The sequence below is a fragment of the Streptomyces litchfieldiae genome (genome assembly GCF_031845365.1).
Classification (GTDB): domain Bacteria; phylum Actinomycetota; class Actinomycetes; order Streptomycetales; family Streptomycetaceae; genus Streptomyces; species Streptomyces litchfieldiae.
The window spans coordinates 138,347-157,968 of sequence record NZ_JAVREL010000011.1; the positions used below are offsets into that span (position 1 = coordinate 138,347).

The 19,622-nt window shown below is 72.1% G+C and carries 16 protein-coding genes; 13 read left to right on the forward strand and 3 right to left on the reverse strand.

Going from position 1 to position 19,622, the window contains the following annotated elements; translation table 11 throughout:
• Positions 1-118: 118 nt before the first annotated feature.
• The 7 genes from RM590_RS19620 to RM590_RS19650 all read left to right on the forward strand — a co-directional run bounded on the left by RM590_RS19620 (position 119) and on the right by RM590_RS19650 (position 8,613).
• Positions 119-1,048: a carbohydrate ABC transporter permease gene (locus tag RM590_RS19620; RefSeq protein ID WP_311705925.1), complete on the forward strand. Its 930-nt coding sequence runs from the start codon at positions 119-121 to the stop codon at positions 1,046-1,048.
• Complete coding sequence (locus RM590_RS19625) at positions 1,045-1,935, forward strand: carbohydrate ABC transporter permease (protein ID WP_311705926.1); 891 nt, start codon at positions 1,045-1,047, stop codon at positions 1,933-1,935. Before RM590_RS19620 ends, RM590_RS19625 begins: the two co-directional genes overlap by 4 nt.
• The gene (locus RM590_RS19630) at positions 1,932-3,083 is read left to right on the forward strand and encodes a Gfo/Idh/MocA family protein (protein WP_311705927.1); all 1,152 of its coding nucleotides are present in this window, start codon (positions 1,932-1,934) and stop codon (positions 3,081-3,083) included. The genes RM590_RS19625 and RM590_RS19630 overlap by 4 nt, the downstream gene beginning before the upstream one ends.
• Positions 3,080-4,570 (forward strand): glycoside hydrolase family 43 protein, encoded by a 1,491-nt coding sequence (locus RM590_RS19635; RefSeq protein WP_311705928.1) that lies wholly within the window; start codon positions 3,080-3,082, stop codon positions 4,568-4,570. Before RM590_RS19630 ends, RM590_RS19635 begins: the two co-directional genes overlap by 4 nt.
• Positions 4,571-4,631: 61 nt before the next feature.
• Positions 4,632-5,957: an ABC transporter substrate-binding protein gene (locus RM590_RS19640; RefSeq protein ID WP_311705929.1), complete on the forward strand. Its 1,326-nt coding sequence runs from the start codon at positions 4,632-4,634 to the stop codon at positions 5,955-5,957.
• 107 nt (positions 5,958-6,064) lie between these two features.
• Positions 6,065-7,390: a pectate lyase family protein gene (locus RM590_RS19645; protein WP_311705930.1), complete on the forward strand. Its 1,326-nt coding sequence runs from the start codon at positions 6,065-6,067 to the stop codon at positions 7,388-7,390.
• 98 nt (positions 7,391-7,488) lie between these two features.
• Positions 7,489-8,613, forward strand: coding sequence for a serine hydrolase domain-containing protein (locus tag RM590_RS19650; RefSeq protein ID WP_311705931.1), 1,125 nt, complete (start codon positions 7,489-7,491; stop codon positions 8,611-8,613).
• Positions 8,614-8,631: 18 nt separating this feature from the next.
• On the opposite strand, the gene RM590_RS19655 is transcribed toward RM590_RS19650, so the two are convergent.
• The gene (locus RM590_RS19655) at positions 8,632-9,459 is read right to left on the reverse strand and encodes an NAD-dependent epimerase/dehydratase family protein (RefSeq protein ID WP_311705932.1); all 828 of its coding nucleotides are present in this window, start codon (positions 9,457-9,459) and stop codon (positions 8,632-8,634) included.
• Between the two features lie 163 nt (positions 9,460-9,622).
• Between RM590_RS19655 and RM590_RS19660 the strand changes: the two genes are divergently transcribed.
• From RM590_RS19660 to RM590_RS19675, 4 genes are all read left to right on the forward strand, one after another.
• The gene (locus tag RM590_RS19660; protein WP_311705933.1) at positions 9,623-10,552 is read left to right on the forward strand and encodes a 5-dehydro-4-deoxyglucarate dehydratase; all 930 of its coding nucleotides are present in this window, start codon (positions 9,623-9,625) and stop codon (positions 10,550-10,552) included.
• Positions 10,552-11,763, forward strand: a complete 1,212-nt coding sequence (locus RM590_RS19665; protein WP_311705934.1) for a hypothetical protein — start codon at positions 10,552-10,554, stop codon at positions 11,761-11,763. The genes RM590_RS19660 and RM590_RS19665 overlap by 1 nt, the downstream gene beginning before the upstream one ends.
• A 113-nt stretch (positions 11,764-11,876) precedes the next feature.
• Positions 11,877-13,310 (forward strand): NCS2 family permease, encoded by a 1,434-nt coding sequence (locus RM590_RS19670; protein WP_311705935.1) that lies wholly within the window; start codon positions 11,877-11,879, stop codon positions 13,308-13,310.
• The gene (locus RM590_RS19675; protein ID WP_311705936.1) at positions 13,307-13,798 is read left to right on the forward strand and encodes an NUDIX hydrolase; all 492 of its coding nucleotides are present in this window, start codon (positions 13,307-13,309) and stop codon (positions 13,796-13,798) included. Before RM590_RS19670 ends, RM590_RS19675 begins: the two co-directional genes overlap by 4 nt.
• A gap of 36 nt (positions 13,799-13,834) precedes the next feature.
• Here the strand turns inward: RM590_RS19675 and RM590_RS19680 are convergent, their stop codons facing one another.
• Positions 13,835-14,605 (reverse strand): IclR family transcriptional regulator, encoded by a 771-nt coding sequence (locus tag RM590_RS19680; RefSeq protein WP_311705937.1) that lies wholly within the window; start codon positions 14,603-14,605, stop codon positions 13,835-13,837.
• A gap of 134 nt (positions 14,606-14,739) precedes the next feature.
• On the opposite strand from RM590_RS19680, the gene RM590_RS19685 reads away from it, so the two are divergent.
• Positions 14,740-16,269 (forward strand): aldehyde dehydrogenase (NADP(+)), encoded by a 1,530-nt coding sequence (locus RM590_RS19685; protein WP_311705938.1) that lies wholly within the window; start codon positions 14,740-14,742, stop codon positions 16,267-16,269.
• A gap of 157 nt (positions 16,270-16,426) precedes the next feature.
• Positions 16,427-18,391 carry a PhoX family protein gene (locus RM590_RS19690; RefSeq protein ID WP_311705939.1) on the forward strand — a complete coding sequence of 655 codons (1,965 nt, stop codon included), beginning with the start codon at positions 16,427-16,429 and terminating at the stop codon, positions 18,389-18,391.
• A gap of 69 nt (positions 18,392-18,460) precedes the next feature.
• Here RM590_RS19690 and RM590_RS19695 read toward each other — a convergent pair whose 3' ends face one another.
• Positions 18,461-19,615, reverse strand: a complete 1,155-nt coding sequence (locus tag RM590_RS19695) for a hypothetical protein (protein WP_311705940.1) — start codon at positions 19,613-19,615, stop codon at positions 18,461-18,463.
• Positions 19,616-19,622 lie beyond the last annotated feature (7 nt).

Here is a 19,622-nt window from a genome sequence, read left to right on the forward strand (position 1 = left end):
ACCGACCGGACAGGGCCTAGGTCGACCCACCCCCGGGACAGTCCACATCCGGGCTCGTTCACCACCATGCGGAAAGCGCTTAACACGCGGTCCGCCAAGCTGAGAACGGAGATGCGGAATGGCCGTCGCCGTCAAGGAACGGACCCGGCCCCCGCGGCGCCGCCGTGGCGGAAGCACCCCACGCTCCCTGCCCTACCTGCTGATTGCCCCCGCGGGGCTGCTGATGCTGGGCTTCATCGCCTACCCGATGCTCAGCGTCCTCTATTACAGCCTTCGGAACTACAACGTCACCAAGCCCTGGCGGAACGGCTTCGCCGGACTGGACAACTTCAAGGAGATCTTCACCGACGACCCGTTCTTCTGGGACACCCTGCTCTTTAGCGCTCGCTGGGTCGTCGTTGAGGTCGGACTCCAGTTGATCTTCGGCCTCATCCTGGCCCTGATCATCAATCAGACGTTCATCGGCCGGGGCGTGGCCCGCGCGCTGGTGTTCTCGCCCTGGGCCGTCTCGGGCGTGCTCACCTCCACCATCTGGCTGCTGATCTACAACCCCTCCACCGGCCTGAGCCGTTATCTGGCCGACGCGGGAATCGGTGAGTACGGCACCTCGATCCTGTCCGACCCGGGCACGGTCTTCTGGGGCGCGGTCCTCGCCGAACTGTGGCGCGGCGTCCCGTTCTTCGCGATCCTCATCCTCGCCGACCTCCAGTCGGTCTCGAAGGATCTCTACGAGGCCGCCTCCGTGGACGGGGCGAGCCGGCTGCGGCAGTTCTGGCACATCACGCTGCCGCACCTGAAGGACGCGATCGTGCTGTCCACGCTGCTGCGCGCGGTGTGGGAGTTCAACAACGTGGACCTGCTCTACACCCTGACCAACGGCGGCCCGGCGGGCGAGACGACGACGCTGCCGCTGTATGTCGCCCAGACCGGAATCGACGGCAACGAGTTCGGCTACGCCGCCGCGCTGACCACCGTGGCCTTCGTGATCCTCCTCTTCTGTTCGATCCTCTACCTGCGCCTGAGCAAGTTCGGAGGCGACGACAAGTGACCGCCGCAGTCATCGACCGGGACACGGTGCCCGCGTCCGCCCCTCCGGCCCCTCCGGCGAAGCGCCGCCGCCGGTCCCTCGACCAGCCGCCGCGCTGGCAGATCTTCCTGCCGCTGGGCCTCTACCTGCTGTTCACGCTCATCCCGTTCTACTGGATGCTGCTGTTCGCGCTGCGCGAGCCCGGCTCCGACTCGCTGGTGCCCTGGCCGATGACCGGCCAGCACTTCGAGAAGGTGTGGACCGAGCGCAGCTTCGACACGTACTTCCTCAACAGCACCTATGTGGGCATCGCCTCCATGCTGATGACGATGCTGGTGGCGCTGTCCGGCGGCTACGCACTGGCCCGCTTCAAGTTCCGGCTGCGGATGCCGTTCATGCTGGCGCTGCTGTGCTCGCAGTTCATCCCCGGCGCGCTGATGCTCGTCCCGCTGTTCGAGATCTTCCGCGAGCTTCAGATGCTGAACTCCATGTGGAGCGTGATCCTCGCCGAGACGGTCTTCCAGCTTCCGCTGTCGATGATCCTGATCAGCGGCTTCATCAGAAACGTGCCGGTCTCGCTGGAGGAGGCCGGCTGGGTGGACGGCTGCTCCCGGCTGCGGGCGTTCCTCGCCATCGTGCTGCCGCTGCTGCGGCCGGGTCTGATCGCCGTCGGCTCGTTCGCCTTCGTGCATAGCTGGAACCACTTCCTGTTCGCGCTGATGTTCCTCAACTCGCAGGACAAGCAGACGATTCCGGTCGGCCTCAACACGCTGATCGGCTCCGACAGCGTGGACCTCGGCGCGCTGGCCGCCGGCGGTGTGATCGCCGCGGTGCCCGTGGTCCTGGTGTTCGCCTTCATCCAGAAGTGGCTGATCACCGGCTTCAGCGCGGGGGCGGTGAAGGGATGACCGAGCCCCTGCCCATCGTGCTGGCCGGTGCCCGCGGCCACGGCCACTGGCACCTGGCCAACATCCGCCGCCTCACCACCCAGGGCCTGGTCCGGCTCGTCGGCGTCTGCGAACTCCAGCCGCTGGACGAGGCGGAGCTGGCCGGGCTCGGCCGGCCCGAGCAGTCCGACGACCTGCCCGGGCTGCTGGAACGCACCGGCGCCGAGGCCGCGGTGGTGTGCACCCCGATCCACACCCACGCCGAACTCGGCCACGCCGCCGCCCGGTTGGGCGTGCACCTGCTGCTGGAGAAGCCGCCCACCCCGTCGTTCGCCGCGTTCACCGAGCTCGCCGAGGCCGTCGAACGGTACGGCACCGTCTGCCAGATCGGCTTCCAGTCGCTGGGCTCGCACGCCATCGGCGAGATCCGGGAGCTGATCGCCGACGGCGCCATCGGCAGCGTGCGCGGCATCGGCGCGGCCGGCGCGTGGGTGCGCGAGGAGGCGTACTGGCAGCGCGCGCCCTGGGGCGGGCACCGCCGGCTGAACGGCCGCGACGTGGTGGACGGCGTGCTCACCAACCCGCTGGCCCACGCGGTCGCCACCGCGCTGCGCATCGACGGCTCGGACCGGGCGGAGGACATCGAGTCCATCGACCTGGAGCTGTACCGGGTCAACGACATCGCCGCCGACGACACCTCGTGCGCCCGCATCCGCACCACCTCCGGCCGGCCGATCGTCACCGCCGTGACGCTGGCGGCCGAGCAGCCCGGCGAGCCCTATGTCGTGGTGCACGGCGACGCCGGGCGCATCACGTTCTGGTACAAGGCCGACCGGGTGCTCCTGGAGCGCGACGGGCACAGCCCGGAGACCACCCGGCACGGGCGGACCGACCTGCTGGAGAACCTCGTCGCGCACCTGCGCGAGGGCACGCCGCTGGTCGTTCCGCTGGAGCGCACCGGCGCGTTCACCCGGCTTGTCGAGGCGGTGCGCACCGCGCCCGAGCCGGTCGAACTGCCCGCCGACGCCTGGATCACCGAGCCCGGCGAGCGCGGCCCGCGCCGCGTCATCCCCGGCATCGACGCCCTGACCGCCGACGGCGCGCGCGACCTCGCCCTCTACTCCGAGCTGGGCGCGCCCTGGGCCCACCACGCGGGAGCCCGCTCATGACCGGCCACTACTCCAACCCCGTGCTGGCCGCCGACTGGTCCGACCCCGACGCGATCCGGGTGGGGGACGACTTCTACCTCACGGCCTCCAGCTTCGGCCGGGCGCCCGGCCTGCCGCTGCTGCACTCCCGGGACCTGGTCCACTGGGAGATCATCGGCCACGCGCTGGAACGCCTGGAGCCGGCCGAGGCGTTCGCCGTGCCGCGCCACGACTGCGGCGTGTGGGCGCCGTCGCTGCGCCACCACGACGGCCGGTTCTGGATCTTCTGGGGTGACCCGGACCACGGGATCTACCGGATCAGCGCGCCGGAGATCACCGGCCCCTGGTCGCCGCCGCTGCTGCTGAAGGCCGGCAAGGGCCTGATCGACCCGTGTCCGCTGTGGACGGAGGACGGCCGGGCCTATCTGGTGCACGGCTGGGCCAGGTCCCGCTCCGGGATCAAGAACCGGCTCACCGGGCACCGGATGAGCCCGGACGCCACCGAGCTCCTCGACGCGGGCACGGTCATCGTCGACGGCGACGCGCTGCCGGGCTGGTTCACGCTGGAGGGACCCAAGCTCTATCGGCGCGACGGCTGGTTCTGGATCTTCGCCCCGGCCGGCTCGGTGGAGACCGGCTGGCAGGGCGCGTTCCGCTCGCGGGACTTCTTCGGTCCCTACGAGGAACGGATCGTGCTGGCGCAGGGGTCCACGGACGTCAACGGGCCGCACCAGGGGGCGTGGGTCGACGCACCGGACGGCTCCGACTGGTTCCTGCACTTCCAGCAGCGCGGCGCGTTCGGCCGGATCCTCCACCTCCAGCCGATGACCTGGGACGGCGACGGCTGGCCGGTGCTGGGCTCGGGCGGCGAGCCGGTGGCGGGGCACCGCCTGCCGGTGCCGGGCGGCCCGGCGACCGCGCCCGCCAGGGACGACGACTTCCCCGGGGGCGCGTTCGGCGTCCAGTGGTCCTGGCTGGCCAACCCGGCGCCGGGCTGGACGGAGCCGCACGACGGCGCCGGCCTGCGCCTGGCCTGCCGCCGCACCGCCGACGCGCACGACCTGCGCCTGCTGCCGGCCGTGCTGGCGCAGCGGCTGCCGGTCGGCCCGGTCACCGTGGAGGTGGAGCTGGCCCTGGACTCGACGGAGCCGGGGGCCAAGGCCGGACTCGCCGTGCTCGGCGACGCGTTCGGCTGGATCGGTCTGGAACGCGGTCCGGACGGCGCCGTCAGCCTGGTGCACCGTTTCGCGGAGCAGGTCTCGACGCGGGAACGGGACGCCGCCCGGCCCTACCCGGCGCCCGGCGGCACCGCGCGCCTGCGGATCGAGGTCACGGCGCACGCCCGCTGCCGGTTCTCCGCCGTGGTGGACGAACCCCGCGCTTCCGGGCCGGAGTTCGCGGCCACGCCGTGGCGCTGGGTGGGGGCGCAGCTCGCGCTGTTCGCCACCGCGCCGGAGGGCGACGGTCCCGCCGGGGCCGCCGAGTTCCGGAATTTCCGGGTCACATGAGCACCCCCACGTTGAACACCCCCATACGAACGCATTCTCATTCAGTCAAGGGAGACACACGATGAGAAGACACCTGACACGCGGTATGGCAGCCGCGGTCACCGTGTTCACTCTCGCCGCGACCGCGACCGCCTGCGGTGACGACGGGACCAGCTCGGGCGCCGAGGGCGACGGCACGGGCCAGATCACGTTCTGGGACAACAACGGCGGTGTCCGCACCGACGTCTGGAACGAGATCATCGCCGCATTCGAGGCCGAGAACCCCGACATCGATGTCGAGTACGTGGGCGTGCCGATCGCCGATGTGCAGTCGAAGTACGACGCGGCCATCCAGGGCGGCGAGGGCCTGCCCGACGTCGGCGGCGTCAGCACCGCCTACCTGTCCAACCTGGTCGCCCAGGGCGCGCTGGAGCCCGTCGGCGACCGGCTCGCCGAGAGCGGCCTGGACGAGCAGCTCATGCCCGCCATGCTGGCCGGCGTCGAGGCCACGGTGGGCGAGGAGGGCGAGTACTACTCCGTGCCGACCTCCGCCAACCAGGGCGTGCTGTGGTACCGCACCGACCTGTTCCAGCAGGCCGGGCTCGAACCGCCCACCACCTGGGACAACTTCTTCACCGCAGCCGATGAGCTGACCGACGCGGGCAACAACGAGTTCGGCTTCACCATCCGCGGCGGCGAGGGCTCCATCGCCCAGGCCCTGGACATGATGTACGCGCAGTCCGGCATCGACACGTTCTGGGAGGGCGAGGAGAGCACCGTCAACGCCCCGGAGAACGTGGCGGCGCTGGAGCGGTATGTCGAGCTGTACAACACGGTCACGCCCGAGGCCGACCTGAACAACGACTTCACCAACATGGTCGCCACGTTCACCGGTGGCAATGTCGGCATGCTCCAGCACAATTTGGGCTCGTACACCGACCACATCGCCGCCTTCGGCGCGGAGAACGTCGCCGGGTTGCCGATGCCGGCCGGTGACGACGGGGCGCACACGTTCGTGTCCAACCCGGTCGACGGGCTGGGCCTCTTCCAGTCCAGCGACAACAAGGAAGCGGCCTGGCGGTTCATCGAGTTCGCCGTCTCGCACGAGATGAACAGCCTCTGGAACGAGTCCGCCGGGTCGATCCCGAGCAACACCGCCGCGATTGACGACCCCTGGATAGCCGAGGCGCCGCCGACCCAGGCGGCCGTCGCGGCGCTGAGCGACGAGAACACCACCATCGTCCAGCTCCCGTACTACCTGCCCGACTGGAACAACATCACCAAGGCGGACACCGAGCCCAACTTCCAGCGGCTGCTGCTGGGGGAGATGAGCGCGCAGGAGTTCGCCGACGACCTGGCCGAACGCCTCAACGAGGCGCAGGCCGAATGGCAGGAACAGCGCGGCTGATCCGCCCGGCTCCCGGCCGCACCGCCCGCGCGGTGGTGCGGCCGGCCCGGTTCCCCCCACACCCCGTGTCCGTCAGGAGTCTCTTCTTCTTTTTCACTGGAGCCGCGATGCCTTTCAGATGTCATGCTCGCGTCGTTGCCTTCGCGGGCTGCGCCGCACTCACCCTCGGCCTGGCCGCGCTGCCGGGCACGACCGCCGCCGCCCACGACCGGGACCGCGCGGCCCGCGCCGTTCTCCCGGCCGGCGACGGCTGGGGCTCGGCCGAGGGATCCGTCACCGGGGGTGCGGCGGCGGACGAGAACCACGTCTTCACCGTCCGCACCCGCGAGGAACTGGCCACCGCCCTGGCCGAGGGCGGCGACACCCCCAAGATCATCCGGATCTCCGGCACGATCGACGCCAACAGCGACGCCTCGGGCGCCCCGCTCGCTTGCGAAGACTACGCCACCGACGGCTACACCCTGGACGGCTACCTGGCCGCCTACGACCCCGCCACCTGGGGCCGCAAGGACCCGTCCGGCCCGCTGGAGGACGCCCGCGCCGCCTCCGCCGCCCGCCAGCGGGAACGGGTCGTGCTGCGCGTCGGCTCCAACACCACCCTGATCGGCGCGGGCCGCGATGCCCGGCTGCTGGGCGCCACGCTGGACGTGCGGGGCGAGGAGAACGTCATCATCCGCAACCTGACGTTCGAGGACGCCTTCGACTGCTTCCCGCAGTGGGACCCCACGGACGGCGAGTTCGGCGAGTGGAACTCCGACTACGACAACCTCGTGCTCTACGGAGCCCGCCATGTCTGGGTGGACCACAACACGTTCACCGACGGGCGCCGCCCCGACGCCGAGCAGCCGCGCCACTTCGGCCGGCTCTTCCAGCAGCACGACGGCCAACTCGACATCGTGCGCGGCACCGACCTGGTGACCGTGAGCTGGAACGTCTTCACCGAGCACGACAAGACGGTCCTGGTGGGCAGCAGCGACAGCGTCACCGCCGACCGCGGCCGGCTGCGGACCACGTTCCACCACAACCTGTTCCACAACGTGAACGACCGCGCGCCGCGTGTCCGTTTCGGTCAGGTCGACGCCTACAACAACCACTACCGCCAGGACCCCGACGCCCGGTACAGCTACAGCTACAGCTTCGGCATCGGCTTCGAGTCCGCCCTCGTCGCCGAGTACAACGCCTTCACGCTGCCCGCCGACGTCGACCCGGCGAGCGTCCTGCACCGCTGGAACGCGGGCACCGGCCTCACCGAGAACGGCAACTACGTCAACGGCCGCCCCGTCGACCTGCTCGCCGCCCACAACGCGGCCAACCCGGACGCCCAACTCGGCGACGACGCCGGCTGGACCCCGGAGCTGCGCCGCCGGGTCGACCATCCCCGTGCCGTCCCGTTCCTGGTCAACGCCTGGGCGGGGGCCGGCAAGCTGCGCTGAGCGCTCCGCCGGAAGTGCCCCTCACGGGGAGCGATACCGTACCGGGATTCGTTGAGCCGGCCGGGACGAGTCGGACGAGTTGTCGAGGAGAGAGACCCATGGACATACCGGTGCGAGGCACGGTGGCGCCCGGATACGAGCCGCTGGGCGAGGAGTTCGCCGCCGTGCTGCGCGAGACGGAGGCCGGGCACGGTGCCCAGCTCGCCGTCTACGTCGACGGCTGGCCGGTGGCCGATCTGTGGGGCGGCCCTGACGCCGGCGGCGACTGGCTGACCGGGGTGTTCTCCTCCACCAAGGGCGCGGCGTTCCTGGTGCTCGCCCTGCTCGCGCAGGCTGGCGAGCTGGACCTCGACCGCGAAGTCGGGGCCTACTGGCCGGAGTTCGCCGCCGAGGGCAAGGGCACCGCGACCGTGCGCGACCTGGCCGGGCACCGTGTCGGCTCCATCGGCGTCGAGGACGGCTTCAGCCCGGCGGAGCTGACCGACGACCGCGCGGTCGCCGAACGCCTCGCCCCGCACCGGCCGTACTGGCACCCGGGCGCGGCGTTCGGCTACCACTCGCTGACGGTCGGCGCCCTGGTCGGCGAGGTGATACGCCGGGCGAGCGGGGCGACGCTCCGGGAGGTCTACGAGGAGCGGATACGCCGCCCGTACGGCGTCGACTTCTTCCTCGGGCTGCCGGCGGAGGAGGAGCGCCGCTTCGTCCCGGTGCTGCCCCCGGCCGACCCGGGCGAGCCGTCGGCGGACGCCCCCGACGGCCTGGGCGGCATCGCAGGGAACCAGCACCACAAGGAGCCCACCGTGCTGTGGGAGCTGGTCAACGAGCCGGCGGTGGTGGCCGGCGGCCCGGCCTCGGTCGGTGGCGTCGGCTCGGCGCGCGGCCTGGCCCGGCTGTACGCCGCCGCCGTGCACGGCACGGACGGGCTGCCGCCGCTGCTGACCGCCGCGACGGCGGCGGAGTGCGCCCGGCCGTTCTCCACCGGGCACGACCTGGTGCTCGACATGCCGCGCCGCTATGGCCTGGGCTTCATGGTGGGGCTGCCGTACCTCGGCGCGGACGCCTTCGGCCACGACGGCGCGGGCGGGTCGATGGCGTTCTGTGACCCGCGCGCGGGGCTGGCGTTCGGCTATGTCCGGCGTCGCTTCCCCACCCCCGGCGGCGCGGGCCCGGACGCCGACCGCCTGGCACGGGTGGCGCGCGCCTGCGCGCTCGCCACCCGCTGAAATGCGCGTTCGGCGCGTTCAGCGCGGCCAGATCGGCGGGTCGGTGACGAACGCGCCGCCGAGGTGGGCGTGGTCGGGGCGGGTCGCGGGGTCGAGCTCGCCCTGTTCGGCGATCAGCTTCGCGGCGAACGGCTCGGAGTCGTCCCGCGGCTCGTATCCGATCGACCGGGCCGAGGAGAGGTCCCAGACCTGGCGGGTGTTGGCCGAGGAGCCGTACACGACGGTGTGGCCGACGCCCTCGGCGGACAGCGCCGCGTCGAAGAGGCGGGCGCCGTCGGAGGGGCTGAGCCACACGGAGAGCATGCGCACCGAGGTGGGCTCGGGGAAGCAGGAGCCGATGCGGACGGAGACGGTCTCGATGCCGTACTTGTCCCAGTAGAGCTGGGCCAGGTCCTCGCCGAAGCACTTGGACAGGCCGTAGAACGTGTCCGGCCGGTGCGGGGTGTCGATCGGGACCGGCGCGGCGCCCGGCTCGGGCCAGGGGGTGTAGCCCACGGCGTGGTTGCTGGAGGCGAAGACGACGCGGCGCACGCCCTCGGCGCGGGCGGCCTCGTAGAGGTTGTAGGTGCCCTCGATGTTGGCGCGCAGGATCTTCTCGAAGCTGGACTCCAGGGAGATCCCAGCGAGATGGAGAATCGCGTCGGTGCCCCGCACGGCCGCCCGCAACGCCTCGCGGTCGCCGAGGTCGGCGATGATCGCGCCCGGCTCGCCCTCGACGGGAACCACGTCCAGCAGCCGCAGGTCGTACCCGCGCGGCGGGAGCAGGTCGCGCATCAGGGTGCCGACGCCGCCGGCGGCGCCGGTGAGCAGCACGGTGCGTCGTTCGGCGGGCTGACCAGCGGACATACGAATCTCCATCCTTAAATATGATTCATATATGGGGACAACCTAGGGGGTCGCCGGGGGTCCGTCAACGACTCCTTGACCGCCGATTCGCGTCTCAACTAGCGTGTGTGTTCAGCTATATGGACAAGAGTCATAATCGTGCACGGTGGGGAGAGGGACGCGCATGACCGAAGCAGCACTCGCCGGCCGGCTGGAGGGCCTGCTGTTCTTCCCCGTGACCGCCTATCGCGCCGACGGATCGCTCAACCTCGACGCCTATCGTGCCCATGTCCGGGCCGGCATCGACGCGGGCGCGGGCGCGGTCTTCGCCTGCTGCGGCACCGGTGAGTTCCACGCCCTCACCCGGGAGGAGTTCGGCGCCTGCGTCGCCGCCGCCGTCGAGGAGGCGGCCGGCGCCGTGCCCGTCGTCGCCGGCACCGGCTATGGCACCGCGCTGGCCGTCGAGTTCGCCGGCACGGCCGAACAGGCGGGCGCCGACGGCCTGTTGGCCATGCCGCCCTACCTCGTCAACGCCGGCCCGCGCGGGCTGCTGCGCCACTACAGGGAACTGGCCGCCGCCACCCCGCTGGAGGTGATCGTCTACCAGCGGGACAACGCCGTGCTCGACCCGGCCACCGTCGTCGAACTGGCCCGCACCCCCGGCATCGTCGGCCTCAAGGACGGCCTCGGCGACCTCGACCTGCTCCAGCGCGTCATCTCCGCGGTCCGCGCCGAGCTGCCGGACACGCCGTTCCAGTACTTCAACGGCCTGCCCACCGCCGAGCTCACCGGCCCCGCCTACCGGGGCCTGGGCGTGCGGCTGTACTCCTCCGCCGTCTTCTGCTTCGCCCCCGAGATAGCGCTCGCCTTCCGGTCCGCGCTGGAGAAGGACGACGAGGCCACCGTGTGGCGCCTGCTCGACGGCTTCTACCGGCCGCTGGTCGAGCTGCGCAACCGCGGCAACGGCTACGCGGTGTCCCTCGTCAAGGCCGGCGTACGGCTGCGCGGCCTGGACGTCGGCGGGGTCCGCGCCCCGCTGGCCGAGCCCGAGCCGGAGCATCTCGCCGAGCTGTCCGCCCTGCTGGACCGCGGCCTGGAACTGGTGACCCGCTGATGCGCGCCGCGGCCTTCGTCTACCCCTGGGACATCGCCGGTGACCCGGCCGCCGCCCGACGCGTCGCCGACCTCGGCGTGCGCTCGGCCACTCTCGCCGCCGCCTACCACTCCACCCGCGCCCTCACCCCCCGCCACCCCCGCCACCGCATCGTCACCGCCCGGCACTCCGCCGTGTACTACCCGCCGGACAGGGCGCGCTGGGCCGGCCGCGAGCTGCGCCCCCGCCCGCAGGAGTGGGTGGCCGGCCCCGACCCCTACGCCGAGGCCGCCCGCGCGCTGGCCGACGCCGGGGTCGAGGTGCACTCCTGGGTGATCCTCGCCCACAACTCCCGGCTGGGCGAGGAGCATCCGGGCAGCACCGTGCGCAACGCGTTCGGCGACCGCTACCCCTGGGCGCCGTGCATCGCCCGCCCCGAGGTGCGCGACTACGCCGTGACGCTGGCCGCCGAGGCGGCCGCCCGGCCCGGCACCAGCGGCACCGAGCTGGAGTCCTGCGGCTGGTACGGCCTGGAGCACCTGCACGCGCACGACAAGATCGGCGGCGCGCCGCTCGGCGGCGTCGGCGCCTATCTGATGTCGCTGTGCTTCTGCGAGGTCTGCCGCGGCGGATACGCCGCCCACGACGCCGACCCAGAGGAGCTGCGGGAGACCGTGGTCCGGGCGCTCGCCCCCGTCTTCGCCGGCCGGCCCGCGCCCGCCCCGGGCGACCGCGCGGAGGAGTGGGCGGAGATCACCGCGCTCCTCGGCGACAGGCGGGCCGCCGCCGTGGCCGGCTGGCGCGACGCCACGGCCGACGCCTTCCAGCGCGCCGCGGTCGCCGCCGTCCGCGCCGCCGCCCCGCCCGGCTTCCGCGTGCTGCTGCACGCCGACCCGGCCCCGCACCGTTGCGGCGCCAACGTCGGCACCGACCCCGCGGGCGTCCTCGCCCACGCCGACGGCGTCGTGGTGCCCTGCGCCGGCGGCCCCGCGGCCGCCACCGCGGCGCTCGGCCCGTTCGTCCCGCACCTACGCCAGGGCGGCACCCTCGCCGCGAACTTCCCGGTGGTCGCCGGCATGGGCGGCCGGCCGGCCACGCTGGCCGCCGACGCCGCGCACGCCGCCGGGCTCGGCGCCACCGAGCTGCGGCTCTACCACGCGGGCCTGGCCACCGACGAGGATCTACGGGCCGTGACCGAGGCCCTGCGCGAGCTGGACCGGGCGGGGGGCTGAGAGAGCGCATTTCGGTAACGGTGCGGCATCGTGTTACACCCCGAAAACCCGCGCCCGAAGGTGAACAGGCAGAATCCCTGAGTCCCCGAAGCCGTTCAGTCAAGGATTCAACAATGCCGTCACCCAGCGTCACCCCCGGTCGTGCCGCCGCACGCGGGCGCCTGGACGCGTTCTTCCAGATCTCCGAACGCGGCTCGACCTTCGGCCGGGAGGTGCGCGGCGGCTTCGCCACGTTCTTCACGATGGCCTACATCCTGGTGCTCAACCCGATCATCCTCGGCGGCGCCCAGGACATGAACGGCAACCAGCTCTCCGTCGAGCAGCTCGTCACCGTGACCGCGCTCGTCGCCGCGATCATGACCGCGCTGATGGGTATCACCGCCAACGTGCCGCTCGCGCTGGCCGCGGGCCTGGGCATCAACGCCATGGTGGCCTACCAGATCGCGCCCCGGATGACCTGGCCCGAGGCCATGGGCCTGGTGGTGATCGAGGGCGTCATCCTGTGCGTGTTGTCCGCCACCGGGCTGCGCGAGGCCGTGATGAACGCCATCCCCATGGGCCTCAAGCAGGCCATCGGCGTCGGCATCGGCCTGTTCATCGCCCTCATCGGCTTCGTCGACGCCGGCTTCACCGTCGGCCACGAGATGTCGCCGCCGCTGAGCCTGGGACCCGGCGGCGAGCTCACCGGCTGGCCCCTCCTCGTCTTCTGCCTCGGCCTGCTGCTCACGCTCGCGCTGCTCGCCCGCAAGGTCAAGGGCGGGATCCTCATCAGCATCGTGGCCATGACGGTCGTCGCGATCATCGTCAACGCCATCGCCGACATCGAGGACTCCGCGTGGGGCCTGACCGCGCCCAAGATGCCGGACGACCTCGTCGCCGCCCCCGACTTCGGACTGGTCGGCGAATTCAGCCTGTTCGGCGCGTTCGGCGAGATCAGCTTCATCACGGTGGTGCTGATCATCTTCACGCTGTTCCTGACCGACTTCTTCGACACGATGGGCACCGCCGTCGGCGTCACCAGCGAGGCCGGGCTGCTCGACGAGAAGGGCCGCGTGCCGCGGCTGGGCCGGCTGCTGTTCGTCGACGGCCTGGCCGCCGCGGCCGGCGGCGCCGCGTCCGCGTCGTCCAACACCTCCTACATCGAGTCGGCCGCCGGCGTCGGCGAGGGCGCCCGGACCGGCTTCGCCAACCTGGTCACCGGCGGCCTGTTCGCCCTGGCGCTGTTCCTGTCCCCGCTGGCCGCGGTCGTCCCCGCCCAGGCCGCCGCGCCCGCCCTGGTCGCCGTCGGCTTCCTGATGATGGCGCAGGTCGGCCGCATCGACTGGACCGACACCTCGCTGGCCATCCCGGCGTTCATCACCATCGCCGTCATGCCGTTCACCTACTCCATCACCAACGGCATCGGCGCGGGCTTCATCGCCTACGTCGTCCTCAAGGTCGTCCTCGGCCGCACCCGCGAGATCACCTGGCTGCTGTGGGTCACCGCCGCGCTGTTCGTCGTCTACTTCGGGATCGACCCGGTCGAGCAGTTGCTGGGCGTCGAATGAGGCGGCGACCGGCGCGCCGCACGGCGCGCGTGCTGCTGCTGGACGGCGCCGGCCGCCTGCTGCTCTTCCGGATGACGGACGCCACGCCGCTGTGGATGACCCCCGGCGGCGGCATCCGGAAACACGAGCCGCCGCGGGAGGCGGCGGCCCGGGAGCTGTGGGAGGAGACGGGCCTGCGCGTCACCCCGGACGAGCTGGGCCCGTATGTGGCCTTCACGGAGGGCGAGGCCGATCTCGGCTGGAAGAGCGGCTGGTTCGAGGACCACTACTTCCTGCACCGGACGGCCGCGCACGAGGTGGACACGAGCGGGATGGAGGACCGGGAACGCGGCAACACCGTCGGCCACCGCTGGTGGTCGGTCGCCGAACTGGCCGCCACCACCGACGCGGTCATCCCGCGGGGCCTGACCCCGCTGCTGACCGACATACTGGCCGGCCGGACACCCACCGAGCCGGTTCGGCTGCCCTGGCACCACGCGCAGAACTGACCGGGGGCCATGGCTTCCGCCGGGGGAGCCTGTCCGTCACAGATGCCGGGTGGCCAGGGCCAGCCGGTCCCGGGCGTCGAACAGCGCTTCCTTGATCAGTTGTTCATGGGCCGGGGTCAGCCGCGCCACCGGCACCGAGCAACTGATGGCGTCCCGGGCGGGGGTGCGGTAGGGGATGGCGATGCCGAAGCAGCTCAGCCCCAGCGTGTTCTCCTCGCGGTCGCTGGCGTAGCCGCGCTCGCGGATCAGCGCCAGCTCCTGGATCAGCCGCTCCCGGTCGGTGATGGTGTGCTCGGTGAGCGCGTCCAGCGTCTCGGGCAGCATCTTGCGGACCTGCTCGTCGGTGTAGGTGGCCAGCAACGCCTTGCCCAGCGAGGTGGAGTGCGCGGGCAGCCGGCGGCCGACCCGGGTGAACGGGCGCAGGTAGTGCTCGGACTGGCGGGTGGCGAGATAGACGACGTTGGTGCCGTCCAGCCGGGCCAGGTGGATGGTCTCGGTGGTGTCGTCGGAGAGCCGGTCCAGCGTGGGGCGGGCCGCGGCCACCACCTCGTCGCCGTCGATGTAGGAAGTCCCCACCAGCAGCGCGCGGACCCCGATGCCGTACCGGGTGCCGGTGGCGTCCGTCTCCACCCAGCCGAGCTCGACCAGGGTGCGCAGCAGCATGTAGAGACTGGATTTGGGGTACCCGACGGCCGCTTGGACATCGGCGAGCGAGTGCATGCCGGGCCGGCCGGCGAAAAACTCCAGCAGTTCCACCGTGCGGACTGCCGATTTGACCTGGGAACCGCCCGTCTCACCGGCTGGCATCGCCTTGACCCCTTTGTTCGAGCCGCTATAGAGTCCCCACGATAATTCACATACAGGGACGTTGTTCAATATCTCGAACGTGCACTATATCGAACGTCGCCTGTGGCAGCGGATGTTCGGGAGGATCGATTCCGGTGGCAGTACCAGTGTGGAGTGTGGACCCGCGGACCGGAAAGCAGCGGGAGCAGGTCGCGACGGAGGCCACGGCCGCGGACGTGGACGCGGCGGTGCGCGCCGCGCACGCCGCCCGCGCACCGCTGGCCGACCGGGACACCCGGATCGCGCTGCTGCGCGCCGCCGCCGACGAGCTGGCGGCCGACAGTGCGCGCATCATCGCCGCGGCCGACGCCGAGACGGCCCTGGGCGAGACCCGGCTCACCGGTGAACTCGCCCGCACCACCGGGCAGTTGCGCGCGTTCGCCGACGAGGTCGCGGACGGCGGCTACCTCGATGTCATCATCGACCACGCCGACGACTCCCTCACCCCGCCCCGCCCGGACCTGCGGCGTTACAAGATCCCGCTGGGAGTCGTCGCCGTCTACTCCGCCTCCAACTTCCCGCTGGCCTTCTCCGTCCCCGGCGGCGACACCGCCAGCGCGCTGGCCGCCGGCTGCCCCGTGGTGGTCAAGGCGCACCCCGACCACCCCGCCACCTCCGAGCTGACCGGCGCCGCGCTGCGCCGGGCCGCCGCCAAGGTGGGCCTGCCCGAGGACATCGTCTCCGTCCTGCACGGCTTCGAGGCCGGGGTCGAGCTGGTCAAGCACCCGCTGGTGACGGCCGCCGGCTTCACCGGCTCCGTCCGCGGCGGCCGGGCCCTCTTCGACGCCGCCGCCGCCCGGCCCACCCCCATCCCGTTCTACGGCGAGCTGGGCAGCCTCAACCCGGTCGTGGTCACCGAGGCCGCGGCCACCGAGCGCGCCGGGGAGATCGGCGGCGGGCTGGCCGCGTCCATGACCCTGGGCACCGGGCAGTTCTGCACCAAGCCCGGACTGGTCCTGGCCCCGGCCGGGGAGGCCGGTGACGAACTGCTCGACGCGCTGACCAAGAAGGTCGGCGAGGCCGCCCCCGGTGTGCTCCTGGACTCCCGCATGCGCGACGCGTTCCTCGCCGGGGTGCGCGCCCGCGCCGAGCTGGAGGGCGTCGGGACGCCGGTCGCCGCCGGCGAGGGCGAGGCGAACACCGTGGCCGCCGGCGTCCTCACCGTGGACGCCGAACGGCTCGCCGCCGACGGCCCGCACGACCTGCTGCTGGAGGAGTGCTTCGGCCCGGTCACCGTCCTGGTCCGCTACACCGACCCGGCCCAGGCCGCGGCCGTGCTCTCCCGGCTGCCGGGGAACCTCACCGCCACCCTGCACCTGAGCGAGGCCGAGGGCAACGGCGACGGCGGCGAGGGCGCCCGGCTGCTGGCCGAACTCACCCCGCTCGCCGGCCGGATCCTGGTCAACGGCTGGCCCACCGGCGTCGCGGTCACCCCCGCCCAGCACCACGGTGGTCCCTACCCGGCGACCACTTCCCACTCCACCTCGGTGGGCGCCACCGCCATCGAGCGGTGGCTGCGGCCGGTCAGCTACCAGAGCGCCCCGGCCGCGCTGCTGCCCCCCGAGCTTCGTGACGACAACCCGCTGGGGCTGCCCCGCCGCGTGGACGGCCGACGCGAGAGCTGACATTCCGTGCTCGCCGCCAAGTGAACCGTTACGGTGAATCGGCCGTATGTGCGGAGGTGGCCGTTCGTTCACCTTGGTGGCCACTCGGCGCCACTGTCTGCTCCTAGCCTCGCGGAAACGTCACTTCCATCACACGGCAACAAGTGAGGATCCCGCGATGGCAGCACAGCGCCCGGTTTTTCCCGAGTTCGATCCGGATGACGTGAGTTCGAATCCGTCCGGAAACCGTTCCTTCGGGGAGGTCGTCCAGCAGAGGATGTCCCGCCGCGCCGCCCTCAAGGGCGGCACCGCCGCCGCGGCGGGCTTCCTCGTCGCGGCGCAGGCGGGCACCGGGACGGCCGCCGCCGCGACGCCCGCCGGCCGCGGTGGCGGAGGTGGCCGGCCGGGCGGCGGGAGCCCGCGCGGCCTGCTCGGCTTCACACCCGTACCGACCAGCACCGCCGACGACTTCACCGTGCCGGAGGGCTACGAGACCCAGGTCCTCATCCCCTGGGGCACCCCCATCCGCCCCGGCGGCCCGCGGTGGCGCAAGGACGGCTCCAACTCGGCCGAGGAGCAGGCCGAGCAGATCGGCATGAACCACGACGGCATGCACTTCTTCCCGCTCGGCAACACCCGGGAGGGCAGCCGCCGCGGCCTGCTGGTGCTCAACCACGAGTACGTCGACCAGTCGCTGCTCTTCCCCGACGGCGCCGAGGAGATGACCGCCGACAAGGTGCGCAAGGCCCTCGCCGCGCACGGCGTCAGCGTCGTCGAGATCGAGCGGCGCCGCGACGGCGACTGGCACGTCGTCGACTCCCGCCGCGCCCGCCGCGTCACCGGCTCCACCCCGGTGGACTTCTCCGGCCCGGTCAAGGCGAGCCACCCCAGCCTGCGGGCCGACAACGAGCCGCTGGGCACGCTCAACAACTGCTCCAACGGCTACACCCCCTGGGGCACCTACCTCGCCTGCGAGGAGAACTGGAACAACTACTTCGGCACACAGGATCCCTCCTGGACGCCGACCGCCTCCCAGAAGCGGTACGGCGTCTCCGCCTCCGGCGGCGGCTTCCGCTGGCACGAGGCCGACCCACGCTTCGACCTCGCCGCCAACCCGGGCGAGGTCAACCGCTTCGGCTGGATCGTCGAGATCGACCCGAAGAACCCGGACGCCAAGCCCGTCAAGCGCACCGCGCTCGGCCGCGTCAAGCACGAGGGCTGCACCGTCACCGAGTCCCGCGGCCGGGTCGTGGCCTACACCGGTGACGACCAGGACGGCGACTACATCTACAAGTTCGTCGGCCACGGCTCCTGGCGCGTCCAGCGCGCGCTGGGCCGCAGCCCGCTGGACCACGGCACGCTCTACGTGGCGCGCTTCGACGACGACGGCTCCGGCGAGTGGCTGCCCCTGGAGCACGGCACCGGCGCCCTGACCACCGCGGGCGGCTGGGCCGACCAGGCCGATGTGCTGCTGCGCACCCGCGAGGCCGCCGACGCCGTCGGCGCCACCAAGATGGACCGCCCGGAGTGGATCTCGGTCGACCCGCGCACCAAGGACGTCTACTGCACGCTGACCAACGGCAGCGGCTGGAACAGCGCGGTCAGCCCCCGCAAGCCCAACCCGTACGGCCACATCGTCCGCTGGACCGAGCGGGGCGGCGACAACGCGGCCACCACGTTCGAGTGGGACATCTTCCTGCTGGCCGGCGACCCGGCCTACGACGACCAGGTCACCCTGGACGAGTCGAACCTCTTCGGCTCGCCCGACGGCCTGGCCTTCGACGACGACGGCCGGCTGTGGATCCAGACCGACGTCTCCAACTCCTCGCAGAACCTGGCCTCCAAGGGCTACGACAACATCGGCAACAACCAGATGCTGGCCGCCGACCCGCGCACCGGCGAGATCCGCCGCTTCCTGACGGGCCCGCGCGGCGCCGAGATCTCCGGCGTGACGTTCACCCCGGACCGGCGGACCATGTTCGTCAACGTTCAGCACCCCGGTGAGGCCACCACCGCCTGGGGCACCCCGACCCCGGAGAACCCGCGGGCCGTCAGCAACTGGCCCGACTTCGACCCCGAGGGCCGCCCGCGCTCGGCCACGGTCGTGGTCCGCCGCACCGACGGCGGCGTCATCGGCTCCTAGCCACCCGCGCCGAAAGGGCCGGGCGGGCGCGGAATCCCGCGCCCGCCCGGCCCTTGCGCGACGTCGGGCCTACGGCGCCACGCGCTCGAACGGGGTCGGCGTGTTCCCCGTCCAGCGGTAGAGGTAGACCTCGCCCTCCTGCCGCCCGTCCGGGATCCGCCGGCCCTCGGCCGCGTAGTAGTAGCCGTCGCCGAGCGCCGCCAGGCCGTAGTTGCCGTGGAAGTCCCAGCCGTACACGCCGGTGGCCGGGTCGTACCGCCCGTCCTGGACCAGGCTCAGCAGCCGCCCGCGCTCCGGCTCCGGCTGGCCCACTATCTCCCCGCGCCGGGGGCGCTCGGCGCCGTCGACGATGAAGAAGGAGTAGTTGGGGAAGCCCTCCTTGACGCCGGTGTAGACGGCCATCATCCAGTTCCCGGTGTACGCGTCGTACTCCAGGTTCTGCACGCCGTACGTGGTGTTGCCCGTGTACACGAAGTACTTCCCGTCGGTGCCGCGCGGCCCGCTGCGGTGCGGGTCGGCCTGCGACAGCGGCCGCTCGTAGCGCTCCCAGTGGTCGACGTCGTACTCCAGGATCACCTGGTGGTCGTTGTCCGTCCGGCTCGTGTTGGAGTAGACGCCGTAGGCCACCATCAGCCGCTGCTCGCCGCGCCGCGAGCCGAACGACGGGCCGAAGGACACGCCGTCGATGCCGCTGCACCCGTACCGGTGGTCGTCGGTCGCCGCGGTGTCGCCGTCGAACACGCCGTCACCGTTCATGTCGGCGGTGAAGTCCGCCACCACCTCGTCGAGGTGCACGGCCGTCATCACGCCGTCCGTCTCGGCGTTCATGCCGACGCGGTCGATCTTCTCGACGTCGAAGACGGCGATGTAGAACGCCTCCTCCGCCTTGTACTCCAGCGAGCCGTAGACGCGGCCGTCCGCCGGGTTGATGTCGATGTCCCCGAGGTGGCCGGTGAGGCCCACCACGGTGCCGAGGACGTTCCCCGACAGGTCCGTCTTCACCAGCGCCTGGGTGAACGACCAGTAGACGAGGCCGTTCTCCCGGTCGACGGTGACGCCCTGGACATGGCTGGTCGGCCACGCCCCGCCGTGGATGTGATCGGGCAGCGGCTCGGCTTCGGCCGCCGGCCGGCGCTCCTGCTGCGCCGCGAGCGCGGGCGCCGCGACCGCGACGCCCGCCAGGGCGAGGACGGCGACGAGGGTCGTTCTGGCCTTGTTACGCACGTGATTC

Coding starts and splice junctions, on each gene's coding strand:
- RM590_RS19645 (WP_311705930.1), top strand. CDS start 6,065: ATGCCTTTCAGATGTCATGCTCGCGTCGTTGCCTTCGCGGGCTGCGCC.
- RM590_RS19635 (WP_311705928.1), top strand. CDS start 3,080: ATGACCGGCCACTACTCCAACCCCGTGCTGGCCGCCGACTGGTCCGAC.
- RM590_RS19670 (WP_311705935.1), top strand. CDS start 11,877: ATGCCGTCACCCAGCGTCACCCCCGGTCGTGCCGCCGCACGCGGGCGC.
- RM590_RS19680 (WP_311705937.1), bottom strand. CDS start 14,605: ATGCCAGCCGGTGAGACGGGCGGTTCCCAGGTCAAATCGGCAGTCCGC.
- RM590_RS19655 (WP_311705932.1), bottom strand. CDS start 9,459: ATGTCCGCTGGTCAGCCCGCCGAACGACGCACCGTGCTGCTCACCGGC.
- RM590_RS19640 (WP_311705929.1), top strand. CDS start 4,632: ATGAGAAGACACCTGACACGCGGTATGGCAGCCGCGGTCACCGTGTTC.
- RM590_RS19660 (WP_311705933.1), top strand. CDS start 9,623: ATGACCGAAGCAGCACTCGCCGGCCGGCTGGAGGGCCTGCTGTTCTTC.
- RM590_RS19690 (WP_311705939.1), top strand. CDS start 16,427: ATGGCAGCACAGCGCCCGGTTTTTCCCGAGTTCGATCCGGATGACGTG.
- RM590_RS19620 (WP_311705925.1), top strand. CDS start 119: ATGGCCGTCGCCGTCAAGGAACGGACCCGGCCCCCGCGGCGCCGCCGT.
- RM590_RS19630 (WP_311705927.1), top strand. CDS start 1,932: ATGACCGAGCCCCTGCCCATCGTGCTGGCCGGTGCCCGCGGCCACGGC.
- RM590_RS19650 (WP_311705931.1), top strand. CDS start 7,489: ATGGACATACCGGTGCGAGGCACGGTGGCGCCCGGATACGAGCCGCTG.
- RM590_RS19665 (WP_311705934.1), top strand. CDS start 10,552: ATGCGCGCCGCGGCCTTCGTCTACCCCTGGGACATCGCCGGTGACCCG.
- RM590_RS19675 (WP_311705936.1), top strand. CDS start 13,307: ATGAGGCGGCGACCGGCGCGCCGCACGGCGCGCGTGCTGCTGCTGGAC.